The 21023-nt window shown below is 67.9% G+C and carries 17 protein-coding genes; 7 read left to right on the top strand and 10 right to left on the bottom strand.

The annotated features are described in order from the left end of the window. Positions 1–16: 16 nt before the first annotated feature. The gene (locus tag KEG57_RS21070; RefSeq protein WP_272421342.1) at positions 17–1513 is read right to left on the bottom strand and encodes an OmpP1/FadL family transporter; all 1497 of its coding nucleotides are present in this window, start codon (positions 1511–1513) and stop codon (positions 17–19) included. Next, positions 1510–5415, bottom strand: a complete 3906-nt coding sequence (locus tag KEG57_RS21075) for a hypothetical protein (protein WP_272458731.1) — start codon at positions 5413–5415, stop codon at positions 1510–1512. Before KEG57_RS21075 ends, KEG57_RS21070 begins: the two co-directional genes overlap by 4 nt. 110 nt (positions 5416–5525) lie before the next feature. Here KEG57_RS21075 and KEG57_RS21080 point away from each other — a divergent pair, with 110 nt between their 5' ends. Further along, on the top strand, positions 5526–6443 hold the full coding sequence (locus KEG57_RS21080; RefSeq protein ID WP_272421340.1) for a hotdog family protein: 918 nt from the start codon (positions 5526–5528) through the stop codon (positions 6441–6443). Positions 6444–6450: 7 nt separating this feature from the next. Here KEG57_RS21080 and KEG57_RS21085 read toward each other — a convergent pair whose 3' ends face one another. The 3 genes from KEG57_RS21085 to KEG57_RS21095 are packed head-to-tail and all read right to left on the bottom strand — an operon-like array spanning position 6451 to position 9196. After that, the gene (locus KEG57_RS21085; protein WP_272421339.1) at positions 6451–7272 is read right to left on the bottom strand and encodes a metal ABC transporter permease; all 822 of its coding nucleotides are present in this window, start codon (positions 7270–7272) and stop codon (positions 6451–6453) included. 5 nt (positions 7273–7277) lie between these two features. Continuing rightward, positions 7278–8105, bottom strand: a complete 828-nt coding sequence (locus KEG57_RS21090) for a metal ABC transporter ATP-binding protein (protein WP_272421338.1) — start codon at positions 8103–8105, stop codon at positions 7278–7280. Beyond that, positions 8102–9196, bottom strand: a complete 1095-nt coding sequence (locus KEG57_RS21095) for a metal ABC transporter substrate-binding protein (RefSeq protein WP_272421337.1) — start codon at positions 9194–9196, stop codon at positions 8102–8104. Before KEG57_RS21095 ends, KEG57_RS21090 begins: the two co-directional genes overlap by 4 nt. 128 nt (positions 9197–9324) lie before the next feature. Between KEG57_RS21095 and KEG57_RS21100 the strand changes: the two genes are divergently transcribed. From KEG57_RS21100 to KEG57_RS21120, 5 genes are all read left to right on the top strand, one after another. Further along, positions 9325–10293, top strand: a complete 969-nt coding sequence (locus tag KEG57_RS21100; protein ID WP_272421336.1) for a hypothetical protein — start codon at positions 9325–9327, stop codon at positions 10291–10293. A 10-nt stretch (positions 10294–10303) separates the two neighbouring features. After that, positions 10304–11356 (top strand): carbon-nitrogen hydrolase family protein, encoded by a 1053-nt coding sequence (locus tag KEG57_RS21105; RefSeq protein WP_272421335.1) that lies wholly within the window; start codon positions 10304–10306, stop codon positions 11354–11356. 64 nt (positions 11357–11420) lie between these two features. After that, positions 11421–11696, top strand: a complete 276-nt coding sequence (locus KEG57_RS21110; protein ID WP_272421334.1) for a hypothetical protein — start codon at positions 11421–11423, stop codon at positions 11694–11696. A 13-nt stretch (positions 11697–11709) separates the two neighbouring features. Beyond that, on the top strand, positions 11710–12357 hold the full coding sequence (locus KEG57_RS21115; protein WP_272421333.1) for a class I SAM-dependent methyltransferase: 648 nt from the start codon (positions 11710–11712) through the stop codon (positions 12355–12357). A gap of 50 nt (positions 12358–12407) precedes the next feature. After that, complete coding sequence (locus tag KEG57_RS21120) at positions 12408–13625, top strand: hypothetical protein (RefSeq protein ID WP_272421331.1); 1218 nt, start codon at positions 12408–12410, stop codon at positions 13623–13625. On the opposite strand, the gene gloB is transcribed toward KEG57_RS21120, so the two are convergent. Further along, positions 13622–14386, bottom strand: coding sequence for a hydroxyacylglutathione hydrolase (gene gloB / locus KEG57_RS21125; protein ID WP_272421330.1), 765 nt, complete (start codon positions 14384–14386; stop codon positions 13622–13624). The genes KEG57_RS21120 and gloB overlap by 4 nt on opposite strands. Positions 14387–14575: 189 nt before the next feature. Here gloB and KEG57_RS21130 point away from each other — a divergent pair, with 189 nt between their 5' ends. Continuing rightward, positions 14576–16810: a beta-propeller domain-containing protein gene (locus KEG57_RS21130; protein ID WP_272421328.1), complete on the top strand. Its 2235-nt coding sequence runs from the start codon at positions 14576–14578 to the stop codon at positions 16808–16810. A gap of 58 nt (positions 16811–16868) precedes the next feature. Here the strand turns inward: KEG57_RS21130 and KEG57_RS21135 are convergent, their stop codons facing one another. The 4 genes from KEG57_RS21135 to KEG57_RS21150 form a co-directional block, all read right to left on the bottom strand. Continuing rightward, on the bottom strand, positions 16869–17372 hold the full coding sequence (locus tag KEG57_RS21135) for a GNAT family N-acetyltransferase (RefSeq protein WP_272421327.1): 504 nt from the start codon (positions 17370–17372) through the stop codon (positions 16869–16871). A gap of 95 nt (positions 17373–17467) precedes the next feature. Continuing rightward, positions 17468–18613, bottom strand: a complete 1146-nt coding sequence (locus KEG57_RS21140) for an acyl-CoA dehydrogenase family protein (RefSeq protein ID WP_272421326.1) — start codon at positions 18611–18613, stop codon at positions 17468–17470. Positions 18614–18624: 11 nt separating this feature from the next. Continuing rightward, positions 18625–19839 carry an acyl-CoA dehydrogenase family protein gene (locus KEG57_RS21145; RefSeq protein ID WP_272421324.1) on the bottom strand — a complete coding sequence of 405 codons (1215 nt, stop codon included), beginning with the start codon at positions 19837–19839 and terminating at the stop codon, positions 18625–18627. A 26-nt stretch (positions 19840–19865) separates the two neighbouring features. Continuing rightward, complete coding sequence (locus KEG57_RS21150) at positions 19866–21020, bottom strand: STAS domain-containing protein (protein WP_272421323.1); 1155 nt, start codon at positions 21018–21020, stop codon at positions 19866–19868. Positions 21021–21023 lie beyond the last annotated feature (3 nt).

Below are 21023 nucleotides of genomic sequence, written 5' to 3' on the forward strand. Positions count from 1 at the left end.
CGCGCCCGCGCGGCGTCTACGTCCCGTTCCCTGTGGCGCTCGCCTTTGCCGGCGCCGCCTTCCCGAACGTGTACATCGCGCCGAGGCCGACGATCGTCGCGCTCGCCGCGTAGTTCCCGCCGTTGATGATGTTCGGTTGCGGCGGGGGGTTCGCCACGAGCGGGCTCACCTGCGGGATCTTCGCTTCGCGTGGATCGACGTCCTGCGAGAACAGGATGGCGTGCGCCACCACGAGGTCGAGCCGAACGGGCCCGATGTGGAGGCCCGCGCCGATCGACGGCGTCAGCTTGTTCGAATCGATCGTCAGCACCGAGACGTACTCGTTCGGCACCGCGCTCGTCTCGAAGCGCAGCCCTGCCCGCACGTCGAGCTGCGTTTTTCCGAGGGGGATCGTGTATTCGCCGCCGACCTGCGCCGAGAACGCGCCCCGAAAATTGCGCGGCAGGTTCACGGGCGGCAAGAGGTACGTCTCGGGAAAACCCACCACGTTCTTCAGCGCGACCCCGTTCGGATCCACGCGAATGCTGTCGTGAACGCCCCAGTCCTCGTAGGCGAGCGCGAGCTCGGCCCGGAGTTTGTCGTTCGGCCGCGCCTCCACGCCGAACCGCACGTTCCACGGCAGCTCGAAGGCCACGTCCGCGTCCTCGCCTTCCTGCCGCGCCGTCGCGAACGGCGCGGCCGACGGCAGCCGCGTCCGGATCGTCCCGCTCGACCGCACCCAGAACGGCAGATGCCCGGACAAACCCACACGCACCTTCGGGTGCGGGATGTAAATCAGGCCCGCGTTCGCCGACGGCGCCACGATCGGCCCGACGGCGAGCTCGGCGAGCACGTCCCACGCCGGCTGCTCCGGCGCGCAGAAAAACCTGTCCGGCACGCAGCCCGAGAACACCACCGTGCTCCGGAACGTCCCCGCGAGCAGCTCGAACCCTGCGCCGATCCGCAGCTTCGGCGTCGGCGCGTATGCCGCGTACACGCCGCCCACCGCGAGGATCGATCCTTCGAGCGAGAGGAGCGAATACCGCTGCGGCGCGGGCTGTCCGTTCGACGTCTCGGGGTACGTCGCGATGCCCACGTACGGCGCCCAGACCCCGACGCCCACGACCCATTGATCGTGCGGGACGAACGAAAATCCGAGCGTCGGGATCGGCAGAAACGGCGCGCTCCCCTGCACCGGATCGAACGTCTGCACGCCCTCGTTCACGGTCGCGCCCGTGTTCGGATCCGTCTGCCGGACGACGGTGCGTCGCGTGTATTCGCTCGAAAAATGAACGTAACTCGCGTCGAAGAGCACGCTCATTCCGGCGTCGTAGAGCCCCGCCGGGTTGTAGACGACGGAGCCGAGATCGTCGGCGCCCGCGACGAACGCCCCGCCACGACCGAGCGGGCGCACGCCGCGCTCCGACAGATAGAGGCCCGCCGCTCCGGCGGATTCGGTGAAAAGCCCGAGAGAAACGGCGGCCAGCGCGCCCATGGCGAGGGCGCGCTTCCGCGGGGAGGTTTGTCCGTTCATTCGCGGGGCCGCTTCTGCACGATGGTGTAGATCTGCTCGAGACCGCGGGTCGGGCTCGTCAGGAAATCACGCGCGGAGCCGAAGATCGTCTCGTAATCGTTTGGCGCGAGTGGCCCCGGGTTCGCCGCCGCGTCGATGCGGCTCACCTCGGCCACCGTGTCCATGATGATCTCCAGCGGCGAGAGCCTCGCCACGCCGTTCACCGGCTCCATCGGCGTCACGAGGTTCGGCAGGATGTAATCCATCACGTGGTACTTGTCGTACGTGTCCGAATTGAGCGCCTTCAGGAGTTGCAACGCCGCCGGCAATGCGCCCTTGTTCCCCGTCTCGTCCTCGGGCCGCGCGCCCGGGGCCGCCGCGTTGAGGAGCGGCGCGATCTCGGTATCGGCGAGCAGCGCTTGCAAGGTGTCCGCGAGCGACGACAACGTCGCTTCGAGCGCCTGCCCATCACTCGAGGCCGACAGGAGATGATCGAGCAGCCGCTCGAGCTCACGCCGCGCCGTCTCGTCCTGCCGAATCTTTTCGAGGAGGTCCACGAGCGCGGCCACCATCGGGCTATCGAGCCCATCGGCCAGCGATTTGCCGAGCTCGTCCTTCGCCCAGGTGCACGGCGTCCCATTCTCGCGATCCGGGCAGTGCGCGTTCACCTGCTCGCGGAACGCGCGCAGCGTCGTCGACAGCGCCCGCGGAATGCCCGGGTTCGCGAACTTCGCCGCCTCGCCTTCGCCCTCCACGGCGAGGAACTGATCCACGAGCTGCGAGCGCGCCCGCTTCCATTGCCCCTTGCGCCGATCCGCATCGGCCTTGCACGTATCGTACGCCGCCTGGCAATCGGAGAGCTCCTGCCCCGTCTTCCCGGAACAGCCGCACGCGTTGTCGAATCGCAGATCCATGGCGTGGAGGCCATCGGCGAACAACGTGAACACCGTGTGCTGGGCCTGCGGCGTCCCATCGACCCACGTCGTGCCCTTGTTCCCCTTCCGATCCGTCATTCCCGCGGCCTCGGCGTACGTCGGGTCGAACAGGATCTTCGCGGTCTTCTCGAGCACGTCGGCGCCCGTGAGCACCTGGCCCGCGTTCGGCCCGCGCGCGACCGTGACCTTCGAGACGTCGCGCATCGCCTTCGAGAACTCGTGCAGCGCCGGCACGATGTCGGTCACGAACGCGTCGGCGAGGATCGGCTCGTACGTGTTCACGCCCGCGCCCGAGCAATAGAGCGGGTTTGTCTGGGGATCGCCGCTCGAATTGCACTCCTCGCCGTGATCGGACCCCGGCCAGTGGCGCTTCAGGATCTCGATGAGATCGAGCAGCATGACCTCACCGTCGCTGTTGGACGAGACGTCCGCGAACGTGGTCACGAGCGGCCGCAGGTAATCGTAGAAGCCAAACCGTTCGAGGACGAACAGCGTGTTCTCCCCGCGCAGCCGAAGGAGGTCCGACGACGTCTGACACTTGCGCGTCTCGAGCTGCGTCTGCGGACAAACCACGGTGGGGACGGGCTCGATCAGGTTGGAGACGAAATCATTCGTCTTCTTGTTTTTGGCATTGCCGCCGAGGATGTAGAGGTCGAGGTCCGGCAGCACGCTGAACTGATCCGACGTCGCGCCGAAGAAGACGAGCCGGTTCAGCGCGCTCGGCTCCGGCTTGAGCGTGAGGCCCGTGATCCCCGAGGACTGCTCGAAGAGCGCGCCCTTGTCCGTGAAGACGCCGAGGAAGTTCAGGATGCCCTCGAGCGTGCCCGATTTGATCTTGAACTCGGCCCGCTTCGGGTGATCGGCCGGCAGGACCGAGTCGAGGTAAAACACCGCGAGATTCTCGAACGAGAGCAGCTCGCATTCATCGTAGCTGCCGATGAGCGGCCACGTCACCGTGAGGCTGCCGAGCGCCGCCTTCACCTTCGCGCCCTGCTTGTTACACGCCTTCACGTTGTTCGCGTGGTGAATGATGTCGAGCGTCCGCTCCCAGCACGAGCGGTTTTCCCCCGCGAGCGACTTCGTCCGATCCACGGGCGTCGACGGATCGAGCGTGTTGTTCGTCGTGACGTTCCACGCCGGACCATTGAGATCGTCGTCGTAATACGTCATTTCGTCGCGGTTCGTCATGAGCCGCATGAGCGACTCGCCCATGTGCGAGACGCCTCCGGTCGGCGTCACGAACGCCGGATCGCCAAACGATCCGATGAGCTTCGCCGTGAGCCCCGGCCGCTGCGTGATCCGCCCCATCACCTGGGCAATCTCGTCCCAGATCGGCGCCTCGTACGGTATCTGCGCGAATTTCTCTTTGCCCTGCGCCGCGAGTGCGTCGTGGTCGAGCGCGATCTTCCGGATCTTCAGCGCCGCGCCGAGCAGCCGCGCGAGTTCCTGCTCGTGGTTCTCCACGAGATCGATGAGCCCGAGCACGAGCGCGTCCGACTCCGGATCCGCGAGGATCTGCCCGAGCGCATGCGCGAGATCCGGCAGCGGCGAGGTATCGGCCTTGAAGCGCCGATACGGGACACAGCTTGCACACTCGGTCCCCGCGGGTTTGACCTCCTCGGTCTCGAGATCGTAGACCGCGTCCTCGCGATCGCCGAGCAGCATCGTCGCCCCCGCGACCGCGTACATCAGGGTCTCGTGCTCGCTCTGCCACGCGTCCTCGCCCTCGCTCGGCGCGTACTCGGTCGCGTCCACGAGCGGCGCGAGGTCCTGCGCGACCGCGCCGATGAGCGTGCGCGACGTGTCGACGTATTCGTACACCTGCGGCTCGGGCCGGCCAAACGCGTCCGTGCCCGGCGTCCCTTGCGGGCTGAACGGCGCGAGCGCGGAGACGGGCACGTTGATGTTCGTCACGAACTGCCCGAACTCGTCCGTGTCCGCGAGCCCATCGCCGTCCGTATCCGCGAACGGCGCGGGCACCGTGCCCGCTTGCCCCGGCACATTGCCGAACGGCACCACGAACCCGCGCCGATCACGCCGCGCGATCCACGTCGGCGCCGCGTCTTGATCCTTCGCGTACCGCACGTCTTGATCGAGCAGGATCCGCGAGAGCATCTCGAGCGTCTCCATCGGCCGGCTCGGCTGCGCCGTCGCCGCGTCCACCGTGAGTGGCGCGAGCGGCGCGAGCGTCGGCTTCGCGGTCGCGAGATCACGCTCCACGACGCGCAGGATCTGCGTGAGCTCGGGCGCCATCACGCCCTCGGGCGCGAGCACGTCGAGCGCGCTCCCGAGCAGCGGGCGCAGGCGCGGATACGAGAGCAGCGGCCGCACCGCGCCGAGGGACGCGCCCGTCGGCCTGTAACCTTGCCGCCCCCATATCTTCGAGAAAGCCTGCCGCGCGGGTTCGCTGCTCATGAACGAGGCGAAGACCTCACCGAGCGCGCGCGTCGACGCGGGCACCGTCGGCGTTCCTTGGGGCTCAAATGGATTCGACTCGTAGAGGCGCGAGAGGTTCTGGCTGAACGAGAGGAGCGCGTCGTGCAGCCGCACCTTGTCGCCCTCGGCCTCGGTCGTGACGTCGTCGATCTCGACGTCGGGGAAGATCGCGTTGAAGGCCTGCACGAGGTCGCTGCGTCGCTTCGCCATGGCCTCGACCTTGGCGATGCCGAGCGCGCGCGCCTTCTCCTGCTCGGCCCCCCTCGCGGGCGGCAGGAAACTCGTATCGACTTTGTCCGCGTAGATGCCCTGGTTCGAGTAGTGGCAGATCGCGTGGTACGAGCCGCCCGTGAGATCCTCGGTCAGCGAGCTCGCGCCGATACGATCGCAGAGCACACCGTACAGATCGTCGCCGAGCGTGGCCTTGGGCGGCGCAATCCGGGTGGTATCGATGCCTTCGTGGCACGACGCGGCCGCAGCGACCGTCGCGGCGAGGCCGAAAGAACGAAGAACGCGACGCAAGACAGGCGATCGAGTCAGACGAGCGCGCATGGCGACCCTCCCACGCAAGTGATTCTACATGAGCTCTGGCTCACCAGGAACGGCGTCGTTCGACAATTGTCACGGGCGGGACGACCAAAGGTTGCTACATCTCGCCGCGCATGACGTTCATCCCCGCGGAACCCGACGTCCCGGCCGCGCAAACCGCATCGGGGCCGCTGGTCATACGTTACGAAGACATTAACCAGAACGGAAAACTGCTGCTCGATGCGATGCCCGTGGTGCTCGGACCATCGGTATGGCGAGCGGTGTGGCAGCACCGCGCGACGGCTGCACTCGCAGCGGAAGGGATCCTACCGATCCTGAGCCGCTTCGTGATCGAGGGTGGCGAGGGCCCGCTGTCGGTGATGTCGGCGATCAAAGGGGAGGGAAAGTTCCAGCTTGCCCATACCGTGGGGGAGAATGGAGCGGTCGAGCGGCTGGTCCTCAACATGTGGTGCAACGTGTACGGCGAAGCGGGGCGCACGCACGGGCCTCCGCCGGCGAACGCGGGCGAGCGCCTGCTCGCGGGTCGCGTCTTCGCGGAGCACGTGATCACGCGCCCGTTCGGCCCGCCCGAGGCGCGCAAGGTCACGCGCATCTCGGTGCCGGGTTTGCCCGAGGTGCCGCCCGATCGTTACACGTGGCGACCGCCCGAGGCCTCGATCGAGCTGCCGCCGGGCGCGCGCTGGCTCGACGACACATTCACGCTCGACGCGACGCCGGTGATCTTCGGGCTCGACCATACGGACTCGAACCAGCACGTCAATTCGCTGGTCTATCCGCGCCTGTTCGTGGAAGCCGCGCTGCGCCGGTTATGGGACCTCGGCCGGAAAAACCCGCTCCTCGCGCGCGCCGCGGAGATCGCCTACCGCAAGCCGAGCTTCGCGGGCGAACGTGTGCGCGTCGCGCTTCGCGCGTTCGCACGGGACGACGCGGCCGGGGTGGCGGCGATCCTGGTGTCGGACGAGGAGGCAGAGGGGCCGATCGGGAAGGCGCGGCCGCGGGTGTTTGCGAGGATTTGGTTTGCGGAGGCGTGAGCGACGCTCACTTCTTCCTGAACAGAAGCGACAGCCCGAACACCGCCCCCAGCGTCAGAATGATCGTCGCTCCGCTGGCCACGTCCGCGTGGTACGAAAGCATCAATCCAATCGACGACCCGATGACCCCGATGGCAATCGCGAGCAGCGCCACCCGCCCGATGCTCCGGCCCACCATTTTCGCCGTCGCCGCCGGGATCACCACGAACGAGCTCACCAGCGCGATCCCCACCGTTTTCACGGCCACCACGATCACCACCGCCGTCAGCGCGAGCAGCATGTAATCGAGCGCGGCCACCTTCACACCCGACAGCGCCGCGAGCTCCGGATCGAATGTCGCATAGGCGAGCTTCGTCCACGTGAATGCCATCAAAAGCGACGTCACCACGCCGACCACGCCCACCGTGATCAGATCGTCCGGGGATATCGCCAGAATGCTCCCGAAGAGCACCGTCTCCACGTTCACCTGTGGCCCGTCCGTGGATCGGAGCCCCAAGAGCAGCACGCCGAGCGCGAACGAAACCGCCGAAAACACGCCCGTCGCCACATCCCCGCGCAGGTTCCCGCGCCGCAATACGTAGCCGATTCCGAGCGCGATCAGCACCGTGAACGGCAGCGCCACCCACGTCATTCGCTCCAGCGACACGCCGAGCAAAAGACCGAGCGCGATGCCGCCGAACGCCGCGTGCGCCAGGCCGTCGCCGATGAACGACAACCCCCGCTGCACCACGAAGACGCCGATCATCGCGCAGAGACCACCCACCACCGCGCCGGCGATCATCGCCCGCTGCATGAAGGCCACCTGCAAGGGCTCGAGCAACGCGTTCACGACGTTCACTCCTCGTCCGGCAATTGATGGTGATGCGAATGCGCCGCGTGATCGCCGCCCGCCACGGCCGAGATCGCCGAGAGCGACGCCTGGCCGAGCAGCTCGCTCGGCAATCCCCACGCCGAGACCCTCCCTGCGTCGAGGTACACCACCCGCTCGGCGCACCGCGCCACCGCCGCCAGGTTGTGCGTCACGAGGATCGCCGCGAGCTCGTCGCTCGCCGAGATCTCCGCCAGCAAATCGAGAAACTCCGCCCGGCCCTTCACGTCGACGCCCGCCGTCGGCTCGTCCAGGATCACGAGCGACGGCTTGTTCACGAGCGCGCGCGCCAAAAACACCCGCTGCGTCTCGCCGCCCGAGAGCCGCGCGATCTCCTTTTCGAGCAGCTTCTCCCCGCCCACGTGCCGCAGGATCTCGATCGCGCGGGCGCGCTCCTCCTCGCGGATGCGCAAGGGCCAGCTCCCACGCATGCTCGCCACGATGAGATCGATCGAGCGGGCCGGGAACGTCATGTCGCTCGTCTTGCGCTGGGGCACGTAGCCCACTTCCCGCAGCGCTTTTTGTGCGGGTTTGCCCATGATCCGGATCGAGCCGCTCGTCGGCGGCATCAGGCCGAGCACCGTCTTCAGGAACGTGCTCTTGCCCGCGCCGTTCGGGCCGCAGAGGCACACGAACTCGCCCTTCGGCACCCAGAACGAGATCCCGTCGAGTAGCCTCCGCCCGGGCACGTCGACGATGAGATTCTCCACCTCCAGGACCCGCGGCAACGACGGATCGGGGAGCGTGAAATGGCCTTGCGGCATCCCATCCGCTTCGGCGTGTACGGCGCTCATTTCAGGGCCTTGTCGAGGACGTCGGCGTTCTTGAGGAGCAGCTTCTCGTAGGTCTCGGCGCCGGCGCTGCCGCCGACCGGATCGAGCTCGAAGAGCGGCAGCTTCGCCTGATCGGCGATCACCTGCGCGGGCCTGCGATCGAGCTGCGGCTCGGAGAAGAGCGCCGCGGCCTTGCTCTTCTCGACCGCGGCGAGGACGTCCTTCACGTACCGCGCCGTCGGCTCCTTGCCGGGGAACGGCTCGATCACGGCCGCGATCGAGAGGCCGTAACGCTCGGCGAAATACCCCATCGAGCCGTGGAACGTGACGATCGTCTTCTTCGTCCAGCCCTTCGAACGCGCCTCGAGCTCGGCGTGCAGCTTGTCGAGCTCCGCCTCGATCGCCTTGCCACGCGCCTTGTAGCCTTCGGCGCCCTTCGGATCGAGTTTCGAAAACGCCTCCACGAGCTCGGGCACGACCGACTTCATGCGCACCGGATCCAGCCAGAAATGCGGGTCCTCGGCGCCGTGCGCGTGGTTGTGGCCGTGGTGGTCGTGCTCGCCCTTCGCCGCGCCCTTGGGCTCGGGCTTCGGCGCGTGATCGCCGTCGTCGTGCTCGCGACCGTCGGCGTGCTTGTCGTGCTCGTGCTCGTGCTTCGCCTTGTCGTCGGCATGATCGTCGTGCTCCTCGCCCTCCTCCGCGGCCTCGGCGCCGACCTCCTCGGCCGTCATGCGCCGCGGGTTCGCCTTCGGGCCGAGCTGCACGATCGGCACGTCCGTGCCCGCCGCGCCGCGCACGATCTTCTCGAGCCAGCCATCCATCCCGAGGCCGACCGACACGCCGAGCTTGCTCTTCGCGACCTGCGCCATCTCCTTCGGCGTCGGGTCGTAGCTGTGCTCGGAGCGGCCCGGCGGAAGCACGAGCACGACGTCGAGGCCGTCGCCCGCGACGCGACGCGCGATGTCCCAGAGCGGGAAGATCGAGACCGCGACGCGGGGTTTGTCCGAGGAGGCGGCGGGCCCGTCCTTGCTGCGGCTACTGCAGGCCGCGGCGACGAGCACGACGAGGACGAGGACGATGGAGCGCAGAACCGTGGCGAGTCTCGGCGTCATGAACAAGGCTTCCCCCCGGGCGAGGGCCGGGGCGGCAGGATCGAAGCGAGGGGGGATTCGTGTCAAGCAGGCTCGGATGCTGCTCCGGCGATGCCTCGACGAGGCCTCGTAGTACGATGCGCCTCTCGATGTCGTCCACGTCCCTCACCGTCTCCAAAGCGAACCAGACGTCGATCACCCCACGCGCCGCATTCCCCCGCGCCCGCGTGTGCGTCGACTGTCGCACGCTCCTCGGCCCCAAGGAGGCTTGTGACGGCGGGCCCAAGCACCGCGTCGTTTCGATCGAAACCCCCACGGGACGCAACGCGCTGCGCACGGAGGTGTGGGGCCCGCCCTCCGTACGCAGGCGCGCCAAGCAGCTCGCGAAGGCCGGCGGCACGAGCCTCGGTGCAGGCTCGATCTTCGAGGGGTGTACCGGCTGTAGCGACTGCGGCACGGCCGCGCTCGAAGGCGAGTTCGTCGTCATCGTCGCCGTGATCGCGCTCATCGCGGCGGCCGGCGTCGCGCTCTACTGGATCATCGCCAAGATCGTCGAGGCCATCCGCGCCTACCAGAACCGGCCTCGGCCGAACGGCGGGATCACGAAGCCCCCGTCGCTCGGGCGCAGGGCGGGGCCGAGTGGGGTCGTGATGGGACAAACCGGCATGCTCGCGCCGGCGACGGGCACGTCGTGCGTCGCCTGGTCCCTCGATCTGCGCAACAAGCGGTTCCTCGGGACCGACCTCATGCTGCACGACGCCGAGACCTCGGGCTTCGAGGTGAAGCTCGACGACGGCACCACCCTGCGCGTCCCCGGCGGCCGCATTCGCATCGAGGGCCCGCGAGAGCGGGTCGATCGATCGGACGCCTCCCCCGTCGATGAGTTCGTCCAGACAATCTCGCACGAGGACGACCCCGAGGACGCCGGGCTCGACCCCTTCCCATTCGATACGGTCGACGAGATCGTGGTTCGTCCGGGCGATCGGGTGCGTGTCTTCGGCGAGCTCGAACGCGAGGCGGACCCGGCGGCGCCCGGCGGTTATCGCGCGTCGAACGTGCTCCTCGTGCCGAAGGGCGTGCCCGCCCTCCGCGTGGAGCGGCAAGAGGACCGGAAATAGGAGGCCCGAGATGCCCCAGAAGGTCGAGCTCGCAGCCTGTCAGGTCCACGTCACGCCCGACGATTACGCGTCCGCCGAGACATTCGAGGCGATGCTCGGTCGCATCGGCGACAAACTCGCGAAAGCCCGCGCGCGCCTCGCGAACGGCGCCTACGAGCACCCTTGCCTCGCCGTCTTCCCCGAGATGATCGGCGGCTTCTTGCCGCTCGCCGGCCGGCTCGACGCCGTCCGCGACGCGCGCACCATCGACGAGGCGCTCACGAAGGTCGCGATCCGCTCGCCGTTTCGCATGGCGTCCGCGATGCTCCGCGGCAAGACGACCCGCACGAGCGTGGGCTTCCTCCTCGCGGTCGCTCCGGAGGTACGGCGTATCTATCGCGAGGCCTTCTCCCGCTTCGCGCGCCGCTACGAGGTTTGGACCGTGGCCGGCAGCGCGCTCTTGCCTCGCAATGCCCACGGAAACCTCTCCGATTCCTTTTCGCCGGCCGAGGGACGCGTCTACAACACCTCCTACACCTTTCATCCCTCGGGCCGACACATCGGCGTCTCGCGCAAGGTGAACCTCGTCCCCACCGTCGAGGACACGCTCGGCCTCTCGCCGGGTCGACGCGGCGAGCTCATGCCGTTCTCCACGCCGTTCGGCCAGGTCGGCACGCTCATCTGTTACGACGGCTTCGCCGTCCCGCACACCGCGCGCGAGCCCGACTTCTGCCCGCTCCTCTCCCATTACGACGATCACGGCTGCAGCGTCGTCGCCCAGCCCGCCGCGAATTTCTGGCCTTGGGAGACGCCGTGGACCTTTGGCGGAATGGACGGACGTTCGAGCCGCAAACAACAATGGCTCGACGAGGGACTCTTCTCGCAAATGGAAAGCACCCCGCTCCGTGCCGTGCGCTACGGCGTGACCGCGCAGCTCCTCGGCCGGGTCTTCGACAGCCACTTCGACGGCCGCTCGCAGATCCTCGCGAAGGACGGCTCCTCCGTGCGCATCCTCGCCGAGGCGGCGCGCGGCGACGCGTCTCCCGAGGCCGAGGAAGTGCTCCTCCGCGTGGTCGAGGTGTAGACATTCCAGCGTCGGGGTCTTACCTTCGGGCGCCGGCGACGAGCCTCCGAGGACCTACCGCGACATGAATCAACCGAACCCGTGGATCCTGCTCATGGGAGGCTTCGCGCTCTTCAACGTCGCCGGCATGGCGTACGGGATCAAGGCGCCGGAGTGGGCGCGGATCGCCGCGGCGCTCGCCTGCGGGCTGCTCGGCGTCGTCTGCATCGTGCTCGCGTTCAAGCGGCAATTCGGCAAGAAGCCGGTCCCGCCGCCGAAGGTCGAAAAGCGCGCCACGCGCGCGCAGAAGCCCGCGTCCCCGCGCCCCACGCGGGCGAGCGACGCGGGTGACGTCTCGTAGAGAAGGCCGCTCGGTGTCGCGCGCGGCCGGCTCGATCTTCCGCAACGAAGCGCGCAGGGCCCTGCTCGCGGACCTCGCTGCGGGCCGCGTCGTCTCCGACCTCGCTTTCGACCGGCTCTACCCTGAGCGCATTCGCAAACTCTCGAATCGATACTGGACCCCGGTCCACGTGGCCCGCCACGCCGCGGGCCTGTTCGCGAAACACGGCGCGCGCCGCGTCCTCGACATCGGCGCCGGCATGGGGAAGTTCTGCGTGGTTGGTGCAATCACGACGGAGCTCGAGTTCTCGGGCGTCGAGCAACGGGAAACCCTCGTCGCCGCCGGCCGGGAGGTCCTCAAGGCGTACGCCATTCCGCGCGTCACCTTGATCCACGGCATGCTCGACGACGTCGATTTCGACGCGTACGACGGGTTTTACCTGTTCAACCCCTTCGAAGAGAGCACGTTTTCGCCCTCGCAATGGGTCGACCGAACGGTCCCGCTCTCCGAGGAGCGCGCCACGGAGGATGTCGCCCGGGTCGAGGCCGCGTTCGCGCGGGCCCGGCGCGGCACGTGTATCGTGACCTTTCACGGATTCGGCGGAGCGATCCCCAAGGGATTCGTGTACCTGCCCGAGGAGACGCGCGGCGTTCCGTTCCTGCGGCTCTGGGTGAAGGATTGAGCCTGCGACGAGGGTGGCGCGGGCTCGCTTTCCGCTGGTAAGCTCGCGTCGTGCAAGGCGATCTCGATTTCGGCACGCGCTCCCGGGTGCTCGGCGCGATCTGCGCCTTCGCGCTCGCGCTCTTTTTGCTCGCGCTCGCGTTCGGCATCGTCTCGGCGCCGTTCCACATGCATCCCGTCCTCGCCGCGCTGCTCAAGGGGTTCATCGTGCTCCTCTTCGGCTCGATCGGCGCATTCCTCGTGTCCATCGCCACGCAGACCCTCACGGGCACGCGCGCAAAGACCCGGGACGTGCCCGACGAGGCGCTCGCCCATTGCCTCACGTGTGGCGAGCGCACCCCGAACGACGCCGTTTGCCCCGTCTGCGGCGAACCGCCTTGCGACCGGTCCCACGCGTTCAGCGTCAACAAGGAAGGCTGGGCAGGCTCGGCTTTCGGGATCGCGCTCTTCGGAGCCCTCCTGTGCCTCGGGCTCTTTGTCCTCATCGGGCCTTATCACGACGGCGAGCGCCGCGTCTGGGTGCTGCTCGCTTGTGGCGCGCTCGGATTGCTCCTGCTCGCCGTGGGCGGCGCGGGCGTCGTCGGCGCGATCCTCGTGCTCTGGGGCGCACTCGGGGGCGAGTCGACCCTCCAGTACACGGTCACCAGCACGGAGTGGCGTGCGAGCGGATCGGGCGCAGCCTCGTGGGGCAAGCTCATTTGGCTCTCGGGCCATGCGCGCGTGGTCTCGCCGCTCTCGCCCTCTCCGAGGAGCGAGGGCGGGTATCGGGTATCGCCGGGCGACATCGAATTTGCGGAAATGGTCGCGACCCTCGACGCCGCGGGCATCGTGCATCTCGCGGACGTGACGACCTATGACTTTCTCCTCGGCGACAAACCCGCGAACGGGGCCCGCCCGCGCGCCCGACGAAACGTCCCGCTCCCGTTCACCCGCACGAAAAACCGATCCCTCCGCATCCGGCTCGCGCCAGTCTTTCGCACGGTAACGCCGGAAGGCGAGTACGACGATGGCCTCTCGGACGTGTACGTCAAGGATGAGCTCCTCGCCTCCGAGCCTCGGAACACCGTGAGCCATTTCTTCGCGCAATACCTGCTCGAGGAGGCGGACGTCCGAAAACTCCGCCACAGGCTCGACGAAGACCCGGTGCACCGCGCCCAGGCCATCACCCACGCCCACGCCTTGCGCGAAAGCGGGATTGTCGTCGCGCAAGAGCTCGTCGATGCCGTGCTCGGCGCCCTGGGCGACGCGAACGCGAACCCGAAGGCTTAACGGAACCCGTCCTTCGCCGCCCGCACCTTCCCGAGCGTCTCGGCCCCGTTCGCCCCGCCAAACTTCGCCCGCAGGCTCGGCTCGTCCACGCGCAAGAACGGATTCGTCCGGTGCTCCTCCGCCATCGTGGAGGGAACCGTGGGCTCGCCGCGGCTGCGTTTGTCCTGGGCCACTTCGAGCGCGCGCTTCACGTCCTCGTTCTCGGGCTCCGCGAACGCGGCGAACCGCAGGTTGCTCACGGTATACTCGTGCCCGCAATAAAGCTTCGTCTCGTCCGGAAGGCGGCCCAGCTTCTGGCACAAAGAGGCATACATCATCGCGGGTGTGCCCTCGAAGAGCCGCCCGCAGCCCGCGACGAACATCGTGTCCCCGGTGAACACCGCGTCGTTCACGACGTACGCCACCGCGCCGAGCGTGTGTCCGGGCACGTGAAGCGGCCGGAACGTCAGACCCGCCACCTCGAACGGCGTCCCCTCCTCCACCCCAACCGTCTGCGCCGGAATCCGCCCCTGTGCCAAATCGCTCGCGTGTCCATACACGGGCACATCTCCAAAACGGCCACGCAGCGCCTCGTTCGCGCCCACGTGGTCCCAGTGGTGGTGCGTGTTCAGGATGGCCACGAGCTCGAGCCCCTCGCGTGCGAGGGCCGCGAGCACGGGCTCCGCCTCCGAGGGGTCCACGACCACCGCCTCGCGCCGCCCCTCGTCGGCCACGAGATACGCATAGTTATCGCTCAAACAGGGAACCGTCACGACGCGCATGCGGGACACCCTACTGCGCCCGCCGTCGCTCCTCAATAGATGCCACCTGTGCCATCCGCCCGCCGCCCCTCCTGGCAGCAGCGCCTCCGATGGCACACTCCGGCACCCCGGCACAGTCCCTTTTCGTGAGGAAATTCGAGGGGCGGGGTCCGAGCGCTCGGTGGCCCGGCGCTTGCTCAATGGCGGGGCATGATGAAACACGCTCGCTCCGCCTGGTGGCTCTTCGCTTCGCTTCTCCCCCTCACCGCGGCCGGTTATGGCTGCAGCGGCTCGATCGACGCGCCCACACCGCCGACGGCCGAGGCGCGCGGCACGCTGACGCAGGCCCAGAGCTGCGCCGATCTCGAGCAGATGCTCAAGCAGGACGCGGTCGCGAAGATGAACGCGCAGATCGACGCGATCATCGCCGAGATCGAGGCCAACGGCGGTTACTGGGGCTACCCCGATTACGGCTGGGAAGACGGCGGCGACGTCGGCACCTCCACGGGCAACGGCGGCGTGCCTTCCCCGCCCCCCGGCGGCGGCGTGGGCGGCTCGGGCGGCGCCAGCGGCGGCACGGGCGGCTCCAGCGGCGAGCCGAGCAACGGCGGCGACGGGAGCGGCGAGCCCCCGGCGCATTCCGAAACGAACACGCAGGTCGCGGGCGTCGACGAGGCCGACCTCCTCAAGACGGACGGCAATTACATCTACCTGCTCCACGGCCAGAGCCTCGAGATCCTGAAGTCCTTCCCGGCCTCGGATCTCGCGATCAACACGACCACGGCGGTCGAGGGCAACCCGATCGAGATGTTCGTGACCGACGACCAGCTCGTCATCTACTCGCAGGTCGACGGCACGCAGCTCTACAAGGACGCGGGCGTCGATCCGCGCTCGCCCTACTACGATTATTATGGCGGCGGCGTGGCCTACGACGGGTATTACAACCCGTACTACGCGCCGCTCACGAAGATCACGGTCCTCGGCCTCGACGCCGGACAGACGACGGGCGTGCAGAAGGAGGTCTATTTCGAGGGCAACTACGCCTCCTCGCGCCGCGTGGGCCAGCACGTGCGCACGGTGCTCTCCGGCGGCCAGCATGGCCCGGTGCTGAGCTACTACCCCGAGTTCGCGAACGAGTCCGATTACCCGCAGACGGTCGAGCAGTGGACGACGGCGTTCGAGGATCTGCGCTTCAAGAACGCGCTCGCCATTTACGCCTCGACGCTCAATGACTGGCTGCCCTACCGCTTCGAGAAGAGCAACGGCACGGTCTCGCTCGTCCCGCCGAGCTGCAGCTCGTATTACGTGCCCACCGAGGGCTCGACGGTGTACGGCATCACGCAGGTGGAATCGTTCGCCCTCGACAACCTCCACGCGCCCCTCGTCGAGACGAGCATCGTCGGCGGCGTGGACACCGTATATTCGAACGCCGATTCGCTCTACCTGGCGGCGCGGGCCTGGAAGGACCCGGGGCTCAACTGGAACCTGCCCGTCGAGGCGGTCGACACCACCGAGACGTTCGTCCACAAGTTCGACCTCGCGGCGAATCCGGCGCAGCCGGCCTACGTCGCGTCGGGCAAGGTGCCCGGCCAGGTGAAGAATCAGTTCTCGCTCGACGAGAAGGACGGCCAGCTCCGCATCGCGACGACGCGGCAGCTCGCCTCGCAGACGGACTGGACGACCTCGAACGACGTGTACGTCCTCGGCCAGAACGATGACGAGCTCGTGCAGGTCGGCGCCGTCACGGGCCTCGCCCTCGGCGAGCAGATTTATTCGACGCGGTTCATCGGCAACCGTGGTTATGTCGTGACGTTCCGCCAGGTCGACCCGCTCTTCGTGATCGACCTCTCGACGCCCACGGCCCCGGCCGTCCTCGCCGAGCTCAAGATCCCGGGCTTCAGCGAGTACATGCACCCGATCGACGACAATCACCTGCTCACGATCGGCCAGGACGCCACGAATGACGGCCAGATCATCGGCCTCGCGCTTCAGGTCTTCGACGTGACGGATCCGACGGCGCCGGCGCTGATGCACAAGTACACGTTCTCGGGCGCGGATACGGGTTATACCGAGGCGGCGTACAACCACAAGGCGTTCAACTATTATGCCCCGAAGAACCTGCTCGCGTTCCCCTTCAGCGGCTGGAACCCGAACACGGGCAACCTGAAGAGCTCGCTCGAGCTCTTCGACGTGACGCTCGACGGCGGCATCCAGAAGCGCGGCTCGATCGACCACACGAGCTTCTTCCAGGCCGATCCGTACGGCTACTGCGGTGGCTACTACGGCGTCGACGTTCGCCGCGGCGTGTTCATCGACGATTACGTCTACGCGATCTCGTACGGCGGCGTGACCGCGAGCGACGTGACCAGCCCTGAGACGATCGTCTCCTCCGTCGCCCTGCCCCAGCCGGTCCAGCCCTACGACTCCTGCGGCGGCGATCTCTGAAAAAAACCCGCCGCGCCCCGAGGCCCTCTCCTCCCCAGCCTCGGGGCGCGGCGATTCCTCAAGACGAACGCTCCCGCGTCATCTCGGTCATCGTCGCGCGAAACCCGAGCGACGCAAAAAGCCTCTGCGCCGCTTCGTTCTTCGAAGCCGTCGAGAGCACGACGCGCGGGGCGCCGAGCTCCGAAAGCCTCTGAATCATCCCCTCGCAAAGCGCGCGCCCCGCGCCGAGCCTCCGCCCCTCCGGCTCGACGTAAAGGTCGTGCAGGGCGCCGTACGCGTCGAGCAGAAGCGCCCAGTCGCGACCTTCGAGGCGACCCCAGGCATACCCGACGACCCGCCCCGCGCCGTCCTCACCCCGGGCCTCGGCCACGAGCACGATCGAGCCCTGCCGGCGCATCTCGCTCGCGAGAAAGGCCCCGTATCCCCGCTCGTCGCTCACCAGGCAAAATCGGAGCGGATCGAGCGAATGATGATACTGGACGAGCGCCGTGCCCATGCGGCCGAGCGCGACGACGTCTTCGGGCTTGGCCGGACGAACGAGAACGGGAGGGGAAAGCGTCATGGGAAGTCCTTAGGAGCGTGCATGCCGAAAAAGAAGGCGGACGGCTTCGAGCGTCACCAATCGCGGAACCGCTGCCGGAGTTTTTCCACGCGCGCCTAGCCGTCGATCACCATCTCCGCGATGCGCCTCCGGTGATGCGCCGCGTCCCCGAACGCCGCGCGGCTCCACTGCGCGCGCTTGAAATAAAGCTGCACGTCGCACTCCCAGGTAAAACCAATGCCGCCGTGGAGCTGCACGGACTTCGCCGCCGCGAACGCGTACGTATCCGACGCGTGCGCCTTCGCCATACGCGCGAGCTTCTCGGCCTGCGCGGGCGCGTGGTCGATCGCCACGGCCGCGCGATACACGAGCGAACGCGAGAGCTCGATCTTGGCGAGCAGATCCACGAGCGGGAACTTCACGGCCTGGAAGGCGCCGATCGGCCGGCCGAATTGCTGCCGGATCTTCGCGTATTCGGTGGTCGTGCCGAGCAGCCGATCCGCGCCGCCCACCATCTCCGCCGCGAGCGCCGTCCAGATTCGCGGCATCACCCGGCCGAGGATCGACACGGCCGCGCCTTTTTCACCGATCCGATCGGCGTCGCTCACCACCACATTCTCGAACCGCACGGCCCCGCTCCGCCGCGTGGCATCCACCAGTTTGTCCGGCGACACCGTCACGCCCGGCGACGCGGCCGGCAGGGCGAACAGACTCGGCCCCTCGGGCTCGGTCGCCGTCACGAGCAGGAGAGCCGCGCTCGGCGCGTCCACGACGAGCTCCTTCTCGCCGGAAAGCAGAATACGCTCTCCCTCGCGGCGCGCCGTCGCCTCGACGTGCCCGACGTTCCAGCCCCCGCGCCGCTCCTCCAACCCCACGGCCGCGCGGACCTTGCCCTCCGCGATCTGCGGCAGCCAACGTGCCTTCTCCGCCTCGCTCGCCGCCTCCCGGAGGACGAGCGTCGCGAAGAGCGTCCCGACAAACGGCAGCGGCGAAAGCACGCGGCCCATTTCTTCCATCAGGACCGCGAGACTCGTCATCGACATCTCGCTCCCGCCGTGCGCCGCGGGCACCACGAGGCCGAGCCAGCCTGCCTCGGCGGCCCGCGCCCACAGACCCTCGTCGAAGCCCGCGGGCGTCTCCATCCATCGCCGCACGTCCTCCGTCTTGCAGGAGGATTCGAGCAGCTTCCGCGCTTCGCGCCGGAGGAGCGCCTGCTCCTCGCCATAACCGAAATCGTCGGGGATCCGAGCGTTCGTTTGCATGGTCCCTCTCCTCAGGTGCTCTTCGGCAGGCCGAGGATCCGCTCGCCCACCAGGTTACGCTGAATCTCGCTCGTCCCGCCGCCGATGGTGAAGCCGAAGCTGTTCATGTAGGCCCGCTGGAAATGGCCCCCGTCCGCCGCGCGCTCGGCGCCGAACGCGTATTGCGCGAGCGGCCCTTCGAGCTCCTGGCCAACCGCCGCGAGCTTTTGCCCGAACTCGGTCGACACCAATTTGCTCAAAAACGGAAGCGCGAGCGGGCGCTCCTCGACGAGCCCGGGGACACGCGCCCGGAGCGCCGACGCGAGCAGCGCTTCCTCTTCGATCGCGAGCTCCGCTATGCGATCCCGCATCACGGGATCCTCACTCGCGGGACGACCATCACGAGACACTTCTTTCGCGAGCGCGACGAGCCGCGCGACCTCACCGCCCGACGCGAGCGCCCCGCCCGTGGCGCTGCCCTCGGACGCGCCGCGCTCGAATGCGAGCGTCATGACCGCGAGGCGCCAGCCGTCCCCTTCCCCGGCGAGCAGGCACGACGCCGGGACCTCGACGTCCTCGAAGAGCACCTGATTGAACCCGCCCTCGCCCGTCATCTTCACGAGCGGCCGCACCGACACGCCCTTCGATTTCATGGGGAACAGGAAATAACTGATCCCCGCGTGCTTGGGCGCGTTCAGGTCCGTGCGCGCGAGGAGGATCATGAAATCGGCCCAGAGCGCCTGCGTCGTCCACACCTTGTGGCCATTGACGATGTAATGGTCGCCCTTCCGAACGGCGCTCGTGCGCAGGCTCGCGAGATCACTGCCCGCGCCGGGCTCGCTGAAGCCCTGGCACCAGACCTCGTCGCAGGAAAGGATGTTCCGCAGGTATCGTTGCTTCTGCTCCTCCGTGCCCACCGCGAGGATCGTCGGGCCCGCCCAGTCGAGGCCGATGCGGTTCACGAGGAACGGGACGCCGGCGAGCCCCATCTCCTCCGCCACGACACGCTGCGACCCGGGCGGCAAACCCTTTCCGCCATACGCCTCGGGCCACTCGACGCCGAGCAGCCCCGCGTCATACACCTGCTTTTGCCAGGCCTTGAGCCAGAGGAATTGCTCTTCGGACTCGACCTCCAGAAATGTCTGCGGGAGCTTGAAGCCCGGATCGGACGGGCGGTTGTCACGGAAAAACGCTCGCGCCCGCTCGCGCAGGTCACGCTTCTCGGCGGTGTCTCGGCTCGGGTCCATGCTGAAACGCATGGTACCACGAGGTTTTACCGCTGCGAAGAGCTCACGCTCGGCTTCGGCGCGCGTACGCCCATCGAACGAAGCGCGCCCTTGAGGCCCTCTTCGAGGTCCGCGACCGTCGTGAGCCCCGAGAGATCGACGCCAAGCTCCACCATGGTCTGCGCGACCTTCGGCCGGATGCCGCTCACGATCGCGCGCGCCCCGAGCAGCTCCGCGGCGCGCACGATACGCAGGAGGTGGTCGGCCGTCTCGGCGTCGAGTGTATCGACGCCCGTCAGATCGAGGATCGCATAGTGCGCGCCGCGCTGGACGATCTCCTGGAGCAAGGCCTGCATGATGGTCGTCGCGCGCGCCGCGCTCACTTGCCCGACGATGGGCAACGTCAAGATGCCCTCCCATATCTGGATGATGGGGGTCGAGAGCGCCGCGATGGTCCTCGCTTGCTGCTCGATCAGGAAGGCATTCTCTTTTTCGGTGCGGCGAAGCGCGTCCTCGGTGACGCGGCGCTCCTCGACCTCCTGCCGGAGCCGCTCCAGCGCGACCGCGAGGTCCGCGCGCGTGGCCGCGTCCGCGGCGAGGAGGCGCTCGAGATCGCCCTCGATCGTGCGATCCGAGGGGCGCACGATGAACTCGTCCGCCTCATCGCCCCGGGCCTGGAACATGACCTGCTGCGCCCAGCAATTCTTGCCGAAGAGGCGCGCGCAAAGCCCGGCGAACTTGCCGCCCATCATGCCCGAGCCCCAGCACGCGGAGAGAGTGCGCTGGTAACTGGCCTCCCAGCCGTTCTTGCAGCGGAATCGGCCCACCTCGGCCTCGCGGTCGAGCGAGACGATCTCCCAGATCCCCCAGCCCGCCGCCGCCGCGATGCGCGCGAGCGAGGCAAACCCCTCCTCGAAGCTCGCGAACGTCTCGATGTGCGCCCAGTCTCCGTCGACGCTGTCGCGCCCGCCACTCTGCAACGCGAGGTTGAATCGCTCGACGCCCACCATGCGTGAAAGGCCGAGCATGAGGCCGGCGACGGTCGTCTCGGTCCACATGATCACGGACGGATTGCCGCCACATGACAACATGCCTTTCCGCATATCGAAGGACACGGACACGTCGCCGACCTCGCAGGCGACGATGGAATCGTGCTTCTGTTGATCAGGGACTTGGCTCCCCGAGAAAAGAACGCCGGTCATGAT

The sequence above is a fragment of the Polyangium jinanense genome, assembly GCF_028435365.1.

Coding starts and splice junctions, on each gene's coding strand:
- KEG57_RS21075 (WP_272458731.1), bottom strand. CDS start 5,415: ATGCGCGCTCGTCTGACTCGATCGCCTGTCTTGCGTCGCGTTCTTCGT.
- KEG57_RS21140 (WP_272421326.1), bottom strand. CDS start 18,613: ATGCAAACGAACGCTCGGATCCCCGACGATTTCGGTTATGGCGAGGAG.
- KEG57_RS21095 (WP_272421337.1), bottom strand. CDS start 9,196: ATGACGCCGAGACTCGCCACGGTTCTGCGCTCCATCGTCCTCGTCCTC.
- KEG57_RS21135 (WP_272421327.1), bottom strand. CDS start 17,372: ATGACGCTTTCCCCTCCCGTTCTCGTTCGTCCGGCCAAGCCCGAAGAC.
- KEG57_RS21070 (WP_272421342.1), bottom strand. CDS start 1,513: ATGAACGGACAAACCTCCCCGCGGAAGCGCGCCCTCGCCATGGGCGCG.
- KEG57_RS21080 (WP_272421340.1), top strand. CDS start 5,526: ATGACGTTCATCCCCGCGGAACCCGACGTCCCGGCCGCGCAAACCGCA.
- gloB (WP_272421330.1), bottom strand. CDS start 14,386: ATGCGCGTCGTGACGGTTCCCTGTTTGAGCGATAACTATGCGTATCTC.
- KEG57_RS21145 (WP_272421324.1), bottom strand. CDS start 19,839: ATGGACCCGAGCCGAGACACCGCCGAGAAGCGTGACCTGCGCGAGCGG.
- KEG57_RS21110 (WP_272421334.1), top strand. CDS start 11,421: ATGAATCAACCGAACCCGTGGATCCTGCTCATGGGAGGCTTCGCGCTC.
- KEG57_RS21150 (WP_272421323.1), bottom strand. CDS start 21,020: ATGACCGGCGTTCTTTTCTCGGGGAGCCAAGTCCCTGATCAACAGAAG.
- KEG57_RS21130 (WP_272421328.1), top strand. CDS start 14,576: ATGATGAAACACGCTCGCTCCGCCTGGTGGCTCTTCGCTTCGCTTCTC.
- KEG57_RS21105 (WP_272421335.1), top strand. CDS start 10,304: ATGCCCCAGAAGGTCGAGCTCGCAGCCTGTCAGGTCCACGTCACGCCC.
- KEG57_RS21090 (WP_272421338.1), bottom strand. CDS start 8,105: ATGAGCGCCGTACACGCCGAAGCGGATGGGATGCCGCAAGGCCATTTC.
- KEG57_RS21100 (WP_272421336.1), top strand. CDS start 9,325: ATGTCGTCCACGTCCCTCACCGTCTCCAAAGCGAACCAGACGTCGATC.